At 51.9% G+C, this 15530-nt stretch carries 10 protein-coding genes; 8 read left to right on the top strand and 2 right to left on the bottom strand.

All coding sequences use genetic code 11. The annotated features are described in order from the left end of the window. Positions 1-152 precede the first annotated feature (152 nt). A complete protein-coding gene (locus ACTJIK_RS16610; RefSeq protein ID WP_440648074.1) occupies positions 153-1865 on the top strand; it encodes an IlvD/Edd family dehydratase in 1713 nt (570 codons plus the stop codon). A 43-nt stretch (positions 1866-1908) separates the two neighbouring features. Then, positions 1909-2679: an SDR family NAD(P)-dependent oxidoreductase gene (locus tag ACTJIK_RS16605; protein WP_440648072.1), complete on the top strand. Its 771-nt coding sequence runs from the start codon at positions 1909-1911 to the stop codon at positions 2677-2679. A 22-nt stretch (positions 2680-2701) separates the two neighbouring features. Here the strand turns inward: ACTJIK_RS16605 and ACTJIK_RS16600 are convergent, their stop codons facing one another. Continuing rightward, on the bottom strand, positions 2702-3067 hold the full coding sequence (locus ACTJIK_RS16600; protein ID WP_440648070.1) for a nuclear transport factor 2 family protein: 366 nt from the start codon (positions 3065-3067) through the stop codon (positions 2702-2704). A 418-nt stretch (positions 3068-3485) separates the two neighbouring features. Here ACTJIK_RS16600 and ACTJIK_RS16595 point away from each other — a divergent pair, with 418 nt between their 5' ends. The 6 genes from ACTJIK_RS16595 (at position 3486) to ACTJIK_RS16570 (ending at position 13358) form a co-directional block, all read left to right on the top strand. Continuing rightward, positions 3486-5339: an FG-GAP-like repeat-containing protein gene (locus ACTJIK_RS16595; RefSeq protein ID WP_440648068.1), complete on the top strand. Its 1854-nt coding sequence runs from the start codon at positions 3486-3488 to the stop codon at positions 5337-5339. A 250-nt stretch (positions 5340-5589) separates the two neighbouring features. Continuing rightward, positions 5590-6174, top strand: coding sequence for an RNA polymerase sigma factor (locus ACTJIK_RS16590; protein ID WP_440648066.1), 585 nt, complete (start codon positions 5590-5592; stop codon positions 6172-6174). Between the two features lie 127 nt (positions 6175-6301). Continuing rightward, entirely contained in the window at positions 6302-7435 is a 1134-nt protein-coding gene (locus ACTJIK_RS16585) for a FecR family protein (RefSeq protein WP_440648064.1), read from the top strand. A 181-nt stretch (positions 7436-7616) separates the two neighbouring features. After that, positions 7617-10829 (top strand): SusC/RagA family TonB-linked outer membrane protein, encoded by a 3213-nt coding sequence (locus ACTJIK_RS16580; RefSeq protein WP_440648062.1) that lies wholly within the window; start codon positions 7617-7619, stop codon positions 10827-10829. A gap of 10 nt (positions 10830-10839) precedes the next feature. Continuing rightward, positions 10840-12228, top strand: coding sequence for a RagB/SusD family nutrient uptake outer membrane protein (locus ACTJIK_RS16575; protein WP_440648060.1), 1389 nt, complete (start codon positions 10840-10842; stop codon positions 12226-12228). Positions 12229-12239: 11 nt separating this feature from the next. Continuing rightward, positions 12240-13358, top strand: coding sequence for a redoxin domain-containing protein (locus tag ACTJIK_RS16570; protein ID WP_440648058.1), 1119 nt, complete (start codon positions 12240-12242; stop codon positions 13356-13358). A gap of 8 nt (positions 13359-13366) precedes the next feature. Here the strand turns inward: ACTJIK_RS16570 and ACTJIK_RS16565 are convergent, their stop codons facing one another. Then, positions 13367-15520 (bottom strand): molybdopterin cofactor-binding domain-containing protein, encoded by a 2154-nt coding sequence (locus ACTJIK_RS16565; protein ID WP_440648056.1) that lies wholly within the window; start codon positions 15518-15520, stop codon positions 13367-13369. Between the last annotated feature and the right edge of the window lie 10 nt (positions 15521-15530).

Below are 15530 nucleotides of genomic sequence, written 5' to 3'. Positions count from 1 at the left end.
ACGCGTGCAGAAACTTCGTAATCAGAAGAGTATTTTTAGTAAATTAACACGTCATGGCCACGGCCCGTCCTCAGTCAGGATCGTGTTGCGGTTTTGTACAGATCATGGCCGGACCGGTAAACCGGCAATTCCTGAAAGAGACAGAAAACCTGATGATGCAAGAACTACGCAGCCAGCAATGGTTTGACCGGAAAGGTAAAGATGGCTTTATCTACCGGGCCTGGATGAAGAACCAGGGTATTCCCGACGATGAATTCCGGGGGAAACCGGTTATCGGCATTTGCAATACCTGGTCTGAACTGACGCCCTGTAACGCGCATTTCAGAGAACTGGCTGAATCCATAAAAAGGGGGGTAATTGAAGCTGGCGGCTTGCCTGTTGAATTTCCGGTCATGTCCCTGGGGGAAACACTGATGAAACCTACGGCTATGCTCTACCGCAACCTGGTAAGCATGGATGTGGAAGAATCGATCCGCGCCAATCCGCTGGATGGTGTTGTATTGATGTGCGGCTGCGATAAAACGACGCCGGCCCTGGTGATGGGCGCCTGTAGCGTAGATCTGCCGTCCATCGTTGTATCGGGCGGCCCGATGCTTACCGGGAAATACCGCGGGCGGGATATTGGTACAGCCGATGTATGGCGTTTCTCCGAAGCCAATCGTATAAAAATGATGAGCGACGACGAATTCCGCACCGCTGAGGCGTGCATGGCGCGCAGCAGGGGCCATTGTGCTGTTATGGGCACTGCCTCCACTATGGCGTGTATGGTGGAATCACTGGGCCTGTCGCTGCCCGAAAATGGCGCCATACCTGCAGCCGACTCCCGCCGGAAGGTACTGGCACAGCTATCCGGAAGGCGGATCGTGGAGATGGTAAAGGAAGACCTGAAACTGTCTGATATATTGACACGGGAAGCATTTGAGAATGCTATCACCGTCAACGCCGCCATAGGCGGCTCCACCAATTTTGTCATTCACCTGATGGCAATAGCCGCACGCATCGGTGTTACATTGAGCATGGAGGATTTTAATACCGCCCTGAAAGGAATTCCATTGATGGCGAATCTGCAGCCATCGGGGAAATATTTTATGGAAGATTTCTTTTATGCCGGCGGCCTGCCAGCCCTGATGAAAGAGCTGAATGAATTGTTGAACCGCGAAACCATTACGGTTGCCGGCAAACCAATATCCGCCAACTATGAAAATGCGGAATGTTTTAACCGGGACGTGATCAGCACAATGGAGGATCCTTTTGATAAAATAGCGGGGATCATTGTGCTGAAAGGCAACCTGTGCGAAAACGGCGCCGTGCTGAAGGCTTCCGCCGCAAGCCCGGCATTGATGCGGCATACTGGGAAGGCCGTTGTGTTTGAAGATATTGATGATTACAAAGCCAGGATCGACGATCCCTCGCTGGATGTGGACAAAGACAGCATACTGGTGCTAAAGAATGTCGGACCCAAAGGATATCCGGGAATGCCTGAAGTAGGCAATATGGCGATCCCTAAAAAGCTGCTGGAACAGGGAATTGCAGATATGGTGCGGATATCGGACGGAAGAATGAGTGGTACGGGTTTTGGCACTGTAGTCCTGCATATTTCACCCGAGGCGGCTGTTGGCGGTACGTTTGCCATTGTGCAGGACGGCGATGTGATCCAGCTGGATTGTTTTGCCGGAACATTGGAGCTTAAATTGACCGATCCGGAAATCGCAGAAAGAAAGCAACGGTTGCCGGTCAGGGAAACCACCATTGGCAGGGGCTATACGCACTTATATCAAAGTCATGTGGAACAGGCCCATTTAGGCGCTGATCTCGATTTTTTAAAGGGCGGCTCGGGTAACAGGGTAACGAAGGACTCTCATTAGAACTTATTTTGTACATGGATTTTTAATCATTAACGGCTGTTAAATGACCCAGGATAATTTCAACGGACTTGTAGCCATTGTCACAGGGGCGGGAAGGGGGATCGGTTTTGAAGTGGCCAGGCAGCTGTCGCTGCGCGGAGCATCGGTGATCATGAACGATCTCAATAAAGAACTTATTGAGGATGCGTCTTCCAGGATAAATGCATTAGGCTGCGGTGTAACTTACCCCGTTCCGGGTGACGCCGGCAGCGTTGATCTGATACAAAAGTTAGTGGAGGAAGCCGTTCACAGGTTTGGAAAACTGGATATCGCCATCGCGGTGGCCGGTATTACGTTATTCGGTGATTTCCTGGAATATCAGCAGGATACGTTGGAAAATGTGATGAATGTAAATTTAAAAGGCAGCTTCTTTTTGGCACAACGGGCTGCCCGCCAAATGATAAAGCAGGGAGGCGGGGGAAGTATCCTTTTTATGTCGTCGGTAACAGGGCATCAGGCGCATAAAGACCTGGCGGCTTACGGGATGACGAAGGCCGGCCTGGAGATGCTGGCTAAAAATCTTGTTATCGAATTATCGAAGTATAAAATAACTGTGAATACGGTCGCGCCAGGCGCTACTTTGACAGAAAGAACGACTGAAGATGATAATTACAGGAATACCTGGTCGCGCATCACACCGATGGGCAGGCCGGGAAATGTTGGAGATGTGGCCAACGCGGTGCTTTTCCTGGTATCACCAGCCGCTGAACACATTACAGGGCAAAATTTAATTGTTGACGGCGGATGGACAGCGGTAAGTGTCCCGCCATATTAATTGCCTGAACAGGTGAATACGCTCAGGATTTTTCACCTGCCCCGGTCTCGATAACGAAGGCCTTTAATTCGGCCATCTTACCATCACGAAACCGCCAGACGTCGCAGTAGGAATACTCGACCATTCTCCCTTTTTCATTCTTCATACTAATTGTGCCGGTTGCCGTCACAAACTCACCTTCGGCGATCAGGTTTTCGACCATGAACTTTGGCGGCTCTACGTATGCGGTTGCCATATACTGCCGGACGGCTTCCTTGCCCCGCAGGGTTTGGTCGCCCACAAATGTCCATTCCGTATCATCGGTGCAGAAAGCCAGGAACCCCTCATTATCGCCTCCGGAGACGGCCGCATTTGCTTTTTCGAGTATTGCTTTATTATTCGGATCCATGTGATATTTCCGGTTTTATGTTTACTTGATAATCCTGGTGAAATAAGCCAGGTCTTTTCCACCCATCGTGATCCCCGCTGATTGCGGTGGACAGGATTCCAGCTGTCCCGGACTGGGCGCAACGTTCCAAATCTAGCGCATTTTTATGATTGGATACTTCGGTTTTGTGACGGGTTCGTCCGGGTCAAACAGTGATCTGCACGAATAAATCTCCTGTTTAAAATAGTTATTTTTTAGATAATTAACTTTAATTTCATTTAAATATTTATGTTATTATGCTTTAAAAACGTTTAATTTGCAATCATTGTTGTTGACGGCCTTAGGCAGTATCTGTGTATTTTTTTAGCGTGATTGGCCCCATGTGCATTAGTTATGTCTGATAATTAATCATTTAAAAATATCACCTAATCCTAATCAAATGAAAACACGCAGTTTTGCCCTTGTGGCCGCAGCATTATTAACTGCCGCCCTTTGTTTTACCGGCTGTAAAAAGCAAACCGCCGAAGTACCGGCCCCTCAGGATTCCCCTAAACTTTCCACCAGCCCCCCGGTGGGCCTCATGGCCCTTGCGCCGCTTAACACGTTTAAGGTCATGTCTTTTAATATCCGGCACCACAACGATGAGGATCCGCAATCCCTCACTGAACGTGCACCCCACATCCGGCAGATCATTGTAAATAATTCACCGGATATCTTTGGCGTACAGGAATTTTCCAACGACTGGTTCGAAACCTGGTTCAGGGAGCAAATGTCTGGTTTAGACTACGGTGAATATTACAGTACTCCCGGTACCAGCGGCTCACCCAAAGCCATTTTCTATAAAACAACCCGCTTTACCCTGTTATCCAGCGGAACGGTGCGGCTTGGCCCCAGCACTGTTGCCAATACAGGTACCTGGGTGATCCTGCAGGACCAGGTTACTTCCAAAAAATACTTTGTAAGCAACAGCCACTGGCAGTTTGATTCTCAAACTACCAGGATCGTGAATGCCAATGCGCTGGTAGATGCAGTTCAGCTGTACAATACAGAGAATCTGCCGGAGATCGTGTTTGGCGATTTCAATGCCATACCCGGCTCCACAGAGATCAATGTTTTAAAGGACGGGCTGGGCGTAGTGGATGCTTTAAACGAAGATGGTGAAACTTTTCATGGCTGGACCAGCGTTGGGACCAAGAAACTTGACTGGATAACCAGCACCAGGGATATGGCCTTTACCAGCTCCTCCATCATTAAGACCACCTTTAGCGGCTACTGGCCTTCAGACCACTGGCCGGTTATCGCTACCTATATGCCTGCAATATTCGGAGCCGCTGTTGCCGACAATGTAGGCATAAGCGCCAATGCAGGCACAGTATACTCATTTGCTGATGTAAACGGCGACAACAAAAAAGATAAGATTTACTGGAACCGCACCTTCGATAATGGCAATCCCCGTGTGTATCTGTCAAACGGCAACGGTACATTCGCCACTCCTGTGGTTCCCCACGCCGCTGGCGCTTCAACGCTGGCCAGCACCAGGTATTACTACGCCGATGTGGATGGTGACGGGGATGATGACGAAATCGTCTGGGACCCCACCCAGAACGCCGGCCATACCAGGGTATTCCTGGCTACCTCCGGCGGGAATTTCAGCGCCACCGCAATAACCAATCCCGAAGGCACCAGCGTAAACAACGAAACCATCTTCAATTTTGCTGATGTAAACGGAGATGGAAAAGCGGATAAAATATATTGGAACGCAACTTTCGATGGTGGCCACACCCGTGTTTACCTGGCAACCACCGCCGGCAGCTTTAGCCCGACCGTGGTATCAGGAGCAACCGGCTCGAGTACAACGGCAGGCACCAAATTCTGGTATGCGGACATTAATGGAGATGGAAGAGCAGATAAAGCCCTATGGCACCCTTCGTTGAATTCCGGCAAGGTGATGGTCTACCTTTCAGACGGCGACGGCACTTTTACAGCTTCACCGGCTTATAGCGATTCCGGCGCCTCCAGCGCAGTGGCGTCTACCGTATTTCATTTTGCCGATGTGAACGGCGACGGCAGGGCGGATAAAATATACTGGAGAGCCAATATTTACCTGGGCAAACCCAAAGTGTATTATTCCGATGGAACGTTTAAAGGCCCGATCTACTCGTTAAGAGGTACATCCCAAAGCGTCAATACCGACCTGTTTTTTACGGATATCACCGGCGATGGCAAAGCAGATATGGTTCGATGGAATTACGCGGAAAACAACGGTGAATTGAGAAATTATCTTGCCAACTGATCCAAAATATCATTCTTTTTACCGTTGTCAAAGAATAAAAACAAAGACCTGCGTGTTGCGCAGGTCTTTTTAATTCGCGCATATTTTGCAGCCCGAGCCGAAATGCCGGAATCATACCCGGAAGGCTTCTGCGGGGCGGCTTGCCAGGTATACAGGTGAGTAGGGAACCGTGAGATACTATAGATTTAAAAAATATTTGGCTAACATTGAGCTGGATTTCGCCTGTTGAGGGAAGCCGCCAGCCATAAAAATGAACGAAGCCGGGAATAAGATATACGAGGGATTTTCTGATGCTGATCTGCTCAGGCTGATCCGCTCTGGCGACCATGCGGCCTATACGCAGGTGTTTGAGCGGTATTGGGCGGTGCTGCTGCAACATGCGGTGAAAATGCTCAGGGATCAGGACAAAGGCCTTGATGTGGTGCAGGACGTGTTTGCCGGGCTTTGGGAAAAACGCGCGGAGCGCGACATCAATACTTCCGTGAAGTCTTACCTGTATACAGCCGTGCGCAACCGGGTCATTAGTCACATCAGGCATACCAGGGTTGAAGACGGGTACCTGGATGCGCTGGCACATTTGTCTGACCAGGGAACGCTGGTTACTGACCATGAACTACGGTTCCGGGAATTATCCCGTCAGCTCGAAAAAGAAGTGGCGCTGCTTCCTCCCCGCCAGCGGGAAGTGTTTGAGCTCAGCCGGAAGCAGGGGCTTTCCCATGCCGAGATCGCCGCATTATTGGAAATCTCTGACGAAACGGTCAAAAAGCAGATCTACAAGGCGCTGAAAACGCTCAAAGTAAAACTGGATGCGTATCTACTAACGCTGATGCTCTAGCTCCCGGATGAGCCCTTCAATTCACTGTAATATTTATTAATTTTTTGCGTACCACCTTGCGGCAGGCTGCGCGTCATATTGTTATAAGCGAATAAAACAGGCATCATAAATACTAACCTACCGGCTTATGAACACCAATAGTCCTGAGGATATTTTGGACCAATACCTGGCAGGCCGGAGCGCTGAGGCTGAGAAGGCGCTGGTGGAGAACTGGTACAATGAATTATCGGACCAGCAAAACGGAGTACCGGCGATCGATTACGAACGGTGCTACCGGACGCTGAAGGCCGGGCTCCCCGGACCCGCTAAAGCCCGGGTAACCAGGTTATGGCCGCGCCTGGCGGCCGCAGCGGTTGCGGTCATCATCCTGACTGCCGGGTTGTTTTATTTTAATGTGCGCACACAGCAGCAGGATGCGGGCATCCGCGAACGTTACGCCGGCGATGTGCCGCCCGGTAATGCAGGCGCCATGCTTACTTTGGCGAACGGCAAAAAGATCCGCCTGTCCGATGCTGCAGACGGTAAGCTGGCCGAGGAATCCGGCGTCAGGATCGTAAAGTCGGCTGAAGGAGAAGTGGTGTATGAGATCAGCGGAGCGGCAGACCCGGATGCGGTCAATACATTGTCTACCGCTGCCGGCGAAACCTACCGCCTGGTGTTGCCCGATGGAACGGTGGTATGGCTGAACTCGGCTTCAACGCTGACCTACTCCCCGGGGCTGGTGAAGCAGGGTAAACGGCGCATGCGTTTGCAGGGAGAAGGTTTTTTTCATGTTGCTAAAAACAAAACGCAACCTTTTGTAGTGGAAGCAGGCGGGCAGGAAATAGAAGTGCTGGGCACGCAGTTCAATGTGAACAGCTACCCGGAAGAACCGGAGGTGGCAACCACGCTGCTGGAAGGCGCCGTGAGGGTGAGTTCCGGGGCTGCGCAACAGGTGATCCATCCGGGTGAGCAGGTTTCCGGCAATGGCGATATCGGTTTAAAGGTCAGGAAAGTAGATGCGGACCAGGTGATAGACTGGAAAAACGGGGAGTTTAACCTGGATGACGTGGATTTCAAGGTGGCCATGCGCAAGATTGCCCGCTGGTATAATGTGGAGGTGGTCTATGATGCTTCAGTACCGGCCAATATCACCTCCGGCGGCTGGATATCAAGGGCCGTAAAGTTGTCAACGATCCTGGAGGGCATAGAACGGTCAGGGCTTGTCCGCTTCCGGGTGGACGGGCGTAAGGTTTACGTGATGTCGCCGGAAAAGAAATAAAAAAGGAATCATACATCAACCAACCAGACAATTATTTATCAACCAACTGTTTTACCACAGGATGCCTATAGTATTCTCAACGCGGGAACCTGTTTAGAACCAAACTGAAGCGAAAATGCATCAATCTTATGCCAAAAAAAGTGGTATAACAAAATCGTTATACCCTAAAATGCGGACCGTTATGCGGCTGACCTCCGTATTATTTTTAGCATCCCTGTTGCAGGTGAGCGCTGCAACCTACGGCCAGCGCATCACGATCAACCGGGAGAACGCTCCTTTGAAATCATTGTTCAAAGAGATCAGGCGGCAGAGCGGCTATGACTTCTTTTACGATGCCAGGATAATCCCGCCGGGCATAAAACGCAGCATCCGGGTGACGGATGTGCCGGTAGGGCAGGCGCTGAACACCCTGCTTTCGGGCTTACCGCTGACCTATGAGATCAAAGACCGGCTGGTGATCATTATCAGGAAGGAAGAACCGTCCCTGCCCGGTAATATGACAGCCTCCCTTGCCATAGACGTACGCGGCCGCGTGCTGGATTCGTTGTCTGCGCCTTTACAGGGCGCGTCAGTACGCGTCAGGCGTACGGGGAAAGCGGTTATTACCAATGCAAACGGCGAGTTTTACCTGCCGGGCCTGGAGAAGTCTGATGTGCTGCAGGTCACATTCATCGGCTATCTTCTTAAGGAAGTGCCTGTAGATACGGAACAGATGCTCATCAAACTCCAGCCCGGTACGACCAGGCTGGATGAAGTGATGGTGATGGCTTACAGTAAAACGAGCCGGAGGCTGAGCACAGGCTCAAGCGGCAAAGTGTCCGGCGGGGATATCACCAAACAACCGGTCTCCAACCCGATCATTGCTTTGCAGGGACGGGTTCCCGGTCTTTTTATCACGCAGAGCGCCGGTTATGCGGGAGCCAACGTAACAGTAAACATCCGGGGCCGGAACAGCATGAATCCTCTTCCCGGCTCGTCTTCACCTTTATACATCGTGGATGGCGTTCCATTTGGCAGCGACCCTGTTGAAAAAAGTATCGGCGGCTTTTCCGCCGCGCTGGACTTCAGCCCGCTCAATACGATCAACCCCGCCGAGATCGAAAGCATAGATGTGCTGAAAGACGCCGATGCCACGGCCATCTATGGCTCGCGCGGAGCGAACGGCGTTATCCTGATCACCACCAAAAAAGGCCGTGCGGGCGGTACCGACTTTACCGTGGACGTTAGCCAGGGGTTCGGGGAGGCCAGCAACCTGGTGGAAATGCTGGGTACAAAAGAATACCTGGAGATCAGGAAGCAGGCGTTTGCGAACGATAACATCATTCCCAACGCAGCCAATGCGCCCGACCTTGTTTCCTGGGACCCCAATGCCTATACCGATTTTCCCGGGTTGCTCATCGGCAATACATCGCATCAAACCAATGCGCGCGTTTCGGTATCCGGAGGAAATATGTATACGCAGTTTACCCTCGGAGGCACTTACCGCAGGGAATCCACGGTTTACTACTCGAAGTCGGAAGACAAGGCGGTGCAGCTTCGTATGAGCGTACAGCATAAGAGCGCGGATTCCAGATTCGCCACTTCCGCCTCGGTAAGTTATAATACGGATAACAATAAGATACCGGGATATAATTTAAGCCTGGTGAATTACGGCCTGCCACCCAATTACCCGCTGCACAATGCGGATGGAAGCTTGTATTTCGGCCCGGGTTATAACAATCCCCTGGCGCCTTTTAATTCAAGCACCAATTTAAAGTCCGCCAACCTGAATGCCACGGCTTCCCTGCGTTACACCATTTTGCCGGGGCTCGATATTAAAGCAAACGGGGGATATAATCTGATTGATGTCAAGGGAACTATCATCAACCCAACTACCGCCAGTAACCCGGCTTTTAATTCACCATCGCTGGTTACGATGAACAATAATTACATCCGGACCTATCTTGCCGAACCACAGGTCACTTACGAGATGTCTGCCGGTAAAGGCAGGCTGAACCTGATAGCCGGCGGAACCTGGCAGCAAACAGAAACAGTCCAGCCTTTCTGGATAATCGGGATTTACACGAATGAAAAACTGGTGAACAGCCTGAATGCGACAGACGTTCTCGGCAAATCTTCCGGGTATGCTGATTACCGTTATGCGTCTTTATTTGGCCGGGCGGAGTATAACTGGAATGATAAATACCTGTTCAGTGCCAACATCAGGAGAGACGGCTCATCTAAATTTGGTGCAAACCACCGGTTTGGAACTTTCGGGAGCGCCGCGATGGGCTGGATCTTCAGCAAGGAAGACTTTGTGACGCAAAACCTGCCATGGCTGAGCTTCGGTAAGCTGAGGGCCAGTTACGGTACAGTCGGCAACGACAAGATCAGGGACTATGAATATCAGTCAAACTATCTCGCCGGTGCTTCTTACGGCCCTCTCATTACGCTGAGCCACGACCGGATCGCCAACCCTTACCTGAAATGGGAACAGACGAAGAAATTCGATGTGGCGCTGGACCTGGGTTTTATCAATGACAGGATCCTGTTCACCGCGGGGTATTACCGCAACCGGACAACCGACGTTTTGGGAGAAGTGCCGCTCCCGGCCCAGGCAGGTAAAAACTCATATACGGCAAATTTCGACGCTGTGGTACAGAACCAGGGTGTGGAGCTTGAGTTGAATACGGTAAACATCGGCAACAGGCAATTTAAATGGACGAGCTCCTTTAATATAACGATCCCTGAAAATAAGCTGGTTTCGTTTCCCGGGCTGATGACGTCAACCTATAATAACCAGTATGTGATCGGCGAATCACTGAACCTGCGAACGATCTTCAGATCAACGGGAATTGTTGACGGGATAGCGACCGTGGCGGATGTAAACGGCGATGGTGTGATCACCACCGGCATTAATGCCAATGGAAAGGGTGATTATATCGTTTACGGGAATAACGACGCTAAATTCTACGGTGGGCTCAACAATACGTTTACGTACAAAGGATTTCAACTGGATGTATTTTTCCAGGGCATCAGCCGCACCGCTGTCAGGGGGGATTTGAACTTTGGCACTTACCCCGGTACCGGGTACAATCTGCCAAAATCCCTTGTAAATACGGGCTTGAAATATTCATCCAATACTTCCACCGCCGCGGGCAGCAAATTCTTTTACTTTACAAATTCCGATCTGGCCATAGAATCGGCCGCTTTCCTCCGGTTGAGGAATGTTTCGCTTGCCTGGAACGTGCCGGCCGCATTCCTGAAAAAAGTAAAGATGTCTTCCCTGCAGGTGTACGCGCGCGGCCAGAACCTGCTCACCATCACCGGTTACAAGGGGCTCGACCCCGAAACGCTGACCAACCAGGTACCGCCTTTGAAAATGTTAATCGCAGGATTTAGAACAACCTTTTAGTATGAATGTCATGAAAATATCTCAGAATAATATTTCCACATGGAGCCTTGTAGTGCTGACGATCGTGTCCGCGTTCGCGCTGGGCAGCTGTAAAAAGTTAATTGACAACAATCCTTCCGCCACGCAATTGCTGGAGAAAGAGGTGTTCAATGATTCCGTCACTGTTAAGGCCGCCCTGGCAGGTTTATATACCAACCTGAGCTCAGGCGACCGGTACAGTGTGCTCATGTCCACACTGCCGGCGTTTAGCGCCGATGAGCTAACTTTTGTCGGCAGCACTTACGACCAGTTCATTGGAAATGCGATCATCCCGAATGATCCCAGTGTGGGTATCCTCTGGAGCTGGCCGTATTCAATTATTTACCAGGCGAATGCCATCATCGAAGGTACCGCCGCGGGAAGTAACCTAACCCCGGATTTTCAGCAGCGCGCGGTTGCGGAAGCCAGGTTTGTGCGTGCATTCTGTTATTTCTACCTGGTCAATCTCTTTGGAGATGTTCCCCTGGTGGTAACTACCGATGTAGATAAAAACAAACTGAGTCCGCGTTCGCCCGCTTCAGCGGTGTACAGCCAGGTTATCGGCGACCTGATATATGCACAGCAAAATCTTCCTGACGGCTATACCGTATCGGGCGGCCTGAGGGTACGCGCCAACAGGTGGGCCGCCACTGCATTACTTGCACGCGCTTATCTTTTCCTGGGAAACTGGGCGGATGCAGAGGCACAGGCAACGTCTGTAATAGAAAACACCGCTTTATTCGGAATGGAGGACCTGACCGCGGTTTTTACACCGTCCAGTAAGGAAGCGATCCTTCAATTCTATAACGACGTAAATGGCCGTACCGGTTATGCCGCGGCCGTTCTGCCCAATCCGCAAACACCGGTGCCGACCTATGTTTTTACCGAACAGCTAAAGGCCGCATTCGCCTCGGAGGCCGGAGATGCGCGCAGAACCGCCTGGACCGCCACCATCACTTACAACAATACAATGTATACCTATCCTGCCAAATACCGGAGTTTAACGATCGGTGCAAACGCCGAATATTTTACCATTCTGAGGCTTGCGGAACAATACCTGGTACGGGCGGAGGCAAGGGCGCAGCAGAACAATGTTCCCGGCAGCAGGGCAGACCTGCTGGTGGTTCGCCAGCGTGCCGGCCTGGGCGCAACACCGGCAAACGATAAAGACGCTTTGCTGTTGGCTGTGGAGCGTGAACGGAGGATCGAGCTGAACAGCGAAATGGGGCATCGCTGGTTCGATCTGAAACGTACCGGCAGGATAAACGCGGTGCTGAGCGCCGTTAAAACAAACTGGAAAGCCGAATCAGCCCTTTACCCGGTTCCGGCCGATCAGCGTTCCAGGAACGGAAATCTAACACAAAACCCGGGGTATAATTAAAAACCAGTTTTATGAAATTGACAGCACGTTTAACGTGGCTGCTGTGGTGTATATCCACATCAGCCGGCGCACAGGAAAAAAAGTATACGGTACACGGTTATCTCAACGGCGCTGACGTGCCTATGCAGGCTTTCCTGTCGTTCCGGGACGGAAGCCGTCTTGTATGGGATTCAACGATGGCGAAAAATAACAGGTTCACTTTTTCAGGCGCCGTGGAACATCCTGCGGAAGCCACCATTTACGTTCACCGGCTTTATCCGCCAAATGTGAAACCAACGCTTCCGCTTAGCGAGGGACTCCAGTTTATGCTGGATCACGGAACCACCACTATTGAAGGCGAACGGTTACAGACGGCGAAGATCGATGGGGGGGAGGTTCAAAAAGAATATGTCGCTTTTAGGGAATCCATCAATGCTGTCCGCGATTCCGTTTACAGGATATGGAAAGCCCAGCAGGATGTATTACCGGAAGATTCAGCCGCTGCGTTTAAAAGATTACTGTATGCCCAAAACAAGATCATCCGGGATGCGACCAAGGATTTCGTCCGGGCTCATCCGGGATCGGCGCTGGCTTTTAATATTTTGCAGACAAACACGGTCTTTATCAGCGATGTGGCGTTCGTAGAGCCGATGCTGGAAGCGCTGAGGCCGGAGTTTGGAAAGTATGAGCGGTATAAAGCCATTGAGCAGAAAATAAACGTTACCAAACGGTTAGCGATAGGGCAACATGCTATGGATTTCACGCAGGCGGACGATAAGGGAAAAATGGTTTCGCTCTCGGATGTCAGGGGAAAATATGTGCTCATCGATTTCTGGGCCAGCTGGTGCGGTCCCTGCCGGGCCGAATATCCTTTCCTGAAGAAGGCCTATGCGCGGTTTAAGGATAAAAATTTTGAGATTATCGGAATTTCGATCGATGATGAAAAGTCCCAGTGGCTGGATGCTATCCGGTCGAACGGGTTCGGATGGATACAGCTTTCCGACCTGAAAGGGAGGGAAAATGCCGTTGCAAAGGCATACGGTATTTCCGCCATTCCCCAGAGTTTACTGATCGATCCGCAGGGAAAGATCGTTGCGAAGAATCTTCGCGGCGAGGAACTCATTAGCAAGCTGGAAGAGCTGATGCAATAAAATAGTTATTACGAATTTGCCTTCAGCCCCTGCGGGATCAGCGGTAAAGTGTTAAGCTTAATGCCTGTAGCATCGGCGATGGCGTTGCGTATAGCCGGGGCAATGCCAACAATGGGCGTTTCCCCGGCGCCGGCCGGCGGAATATCCTTGCGGTTGAGCACTACAATGTCCAGCGGCGGTATGTCGGCAAACCGGGGCACGCGGTAGCTGGAGAGTGAAGGGTTCAAAATGCGGCCGTCCATAAAGTCGATCTCTTCGAACAGGGCGCCGCCAAGGCCCTGCAGGATGCAGCCCATGACCTGGTTTTCCAGGTGTACGGGATTGATGACCGCCCCGCAGTCGTACGCCGCCACCACGCGAAGTACCTTCAGTTGCTCAGCGGATTTGTCATAGGCGACTTCCACACAGGTAGCGATGTAGGAATTTTTCACAAAACCGCAGGCGATGCCGTGGCCGTGACCCGCTTGTTTTTCTTTCTGCCAGCCGAACTTTTCCGCGGCTGCCTGCAGCACGTTCTTCAGCCGTTCGTCTTTTACATGATGGAGCCGGAATTCCAGCGGGTCTTTTTTCACCATCCTGGCCAGGTCGTCCATTACACTTTCGATGGCAAATATATTGGCCGTGGCAGCGAGGCCGCGGTAAGATCCCTGTTTCAACGGCGTGTTGGAGGGATGGAACTGGATATGCGCCGCGCCGGCTTCATAAGGCGTATCGATGCCCGCATTGCCGGAGTTATAATTATGGAATTCCCAGGAAGTGAGTGTTCCGTCGTTGCTAACGCTGGCCGCCACTTCGATCAGGCCGCCGGGCCTCAGATAGGCCCATTTAAATTCTTCCTCGCGGGTCCACACCACTTTTACCGGTTTGCCTACAGCCCTGGCCAGCCTGGCAGCTTCAACCGCCGCTTCCCCACTGTGTTTTCCGCCGTAGGCGGAGCCTGTATCCGGCATCATGACCCTGATCTTTTCTTTAGGCAGGGAAAAGGCTTCCGCCAGTTCTTCCTGCACGCCAAAGGGGCGCTGGGTGCCTGTCCATACGGTCAGCTGCCCGTCTTCCCATTTTGCGAGCGCGGCGCGGGGTTCCAGGGGAACATGTGCGATGTACTGCACTTCGAAATGCTGCCGGAGCTGAAGGGTTGCCGCGGCAAATGCTTTTTCAGCCGCTTCTTTGGTGTTTTTACCGCCGTCTGTTTGCCGGGCATTGTCTTTCAGGTATTTGAAAATCTCTGTCCTGGAGGGTTGTGGAGTGCTGTTCCAGCGGGCGTCGATCCTCGCCAGCGCGCTGGCGGCTGTTTGGGGATCGGGCGCTGTTACGCCGATAAAATCTTTTTCTTTTACAACGGTTACCGCGGCGGAGAGGCGGGCCTTCTCCACATCGGCGGACGCCAGCGATGCCCCGTAGGATGGCGCCCGGAGTATTTTTCCGTATACCATACCCGGCAACACCATATCCGATACATATTTATGTTTCCCTGAAACAAAACTTCTTCCATTTACTTTAGGCACCGCGGTGCCGGCCACTGTCCATTGGTCCGCCGGGGTCAGCGCCACTTTATCATCCAGGGGAACCACGATCTTTTTGCCTTTGGTGATCTCGCCGTAACCCAGCGTTTGCCCCGAGCCTTTATGCACCACCCGGCCGTCTTTGAACTGCACCGAATCCTTACCGGTTTTCCATTGTTCTGCCGCCATGCCTGCCAGCACTTCTTTCAGGGAGGCGGCGGCTTTCCGCAACTGCGGCCCCATGGTGGGAGTGGTGCGGCTGCCGAAGGTGCCCCGGTCGTAGGGCGTTAACAAGGTATCGCCCATCACCATTTCTATCGCGCTTACCGGCACAGCCAGCTCTTCCGCCACTACCTGCGCCAGCGAAGTGCGGATGTTCTGGCCGACTTCCACTTTCCCCGTATACACCGCCACCGTTCCGTTTTCCCGGATGTGGATCCATGCGGCGATGGAATTATCGTCTGCACGCAACGTATCCGCCTGCGAAAGCTCTTCTTCAGGCCTTAACAGCCCCGGCAGGCCAAACAGGTCGGAATAAGAAAGCACAACGGCAATGCCGCCGCCCAGCAGTTTAAAGAAATTCCGCCGGTGGATCGTATGCTCCCGGGCGCCGGATGGCTCCGCCCCCGGTAATTCGCCGGTTGTATTGGGTTCTTTCATGCTTCCTGTT

Source organism: Chitinophaga sp. 22620, from assembly GCF_052044405.1.
Taxonomy (GTDB): domain Bacteria; phylum Bacteroidota; class Bacteroidia; order Chitinophagales; family Chitinophagaceae; genus Chitinophaga.
The sequence above is the reverse complement of the archived record's forward strand: the minus strand, read 5'-3'. Positions and strand labels throughout refer to the sequence as shown.

Coding starts and splice junctions, on each gene's coding strand:
- ACTJIK_RS16605 (WP_440648072.1), top strand. CDS start 1,909: ATGACCCAGGATAATTTCAACGGACTTGTAGCCATTGTCACAGGGGCG.
- ACTJIK_RS16595 (WP_440648068.1), top strand. CDS start 3,486: ATGAAAACACGCAGTTTTGCCCTTGTGGCCGCAGCATTATTAACTGCC.
- ACTJIK_RS16580 (WP_440648062.1), top strand. CDS start 7,617: ATGCGGCTGACCTCCGTATTATTTTTAGCATCCCTGTTGCAGGTGAGC.
- ACTJIK_RS16610 (WP_440648074.1), top strand. CDS start 153: ATGATGCAAGAACTACGCAGCCAGCAATGGTTTGACCGGAAAGGTAAA.
- ACTJIK_RS16565 (WP_440648056.1), bottom strand. CDS start 15,520: ATGAAAGAACCCAATACAACCGGCGAATTACCGGGGGCGGAGCCATCC.
- ACTJIK_RS16585 (WP_440648064.1), top strand. CDS start 6,302: ATGAACACCAATAGTCCTGAGGATATTTTGGACCAATACCTGGCAGGC.
- ACTJIK_RS16600 (WP_440648070.1), bottom strand. CDS start 3,067: ATGGATCCGAATAATAAAGCAATACTCGAAAAAGCAAATGCGGCCGTC.
- ACTJIK_RS16575 (WP_440648060.1), top strand. CDS start 10,840: ATGAAAATATCTCAGAATAATATTTCCACATGGAGCCTTGTAGTGCTG.
- ACTJIK_RS16570 (WP_440648058.1), top strand. CDS start 12,240: ATGAAATTGACAGCACGTTTAACGTGGCTGCTGTGGTGTATATCCACA.
- ACTJIK_RS16590 (WP_440648066.1), top strand. CDS start 5,590: ATGAACGAAGCCGGGAATAAGATATACGAGGGATTTTCTGATGCTGAT.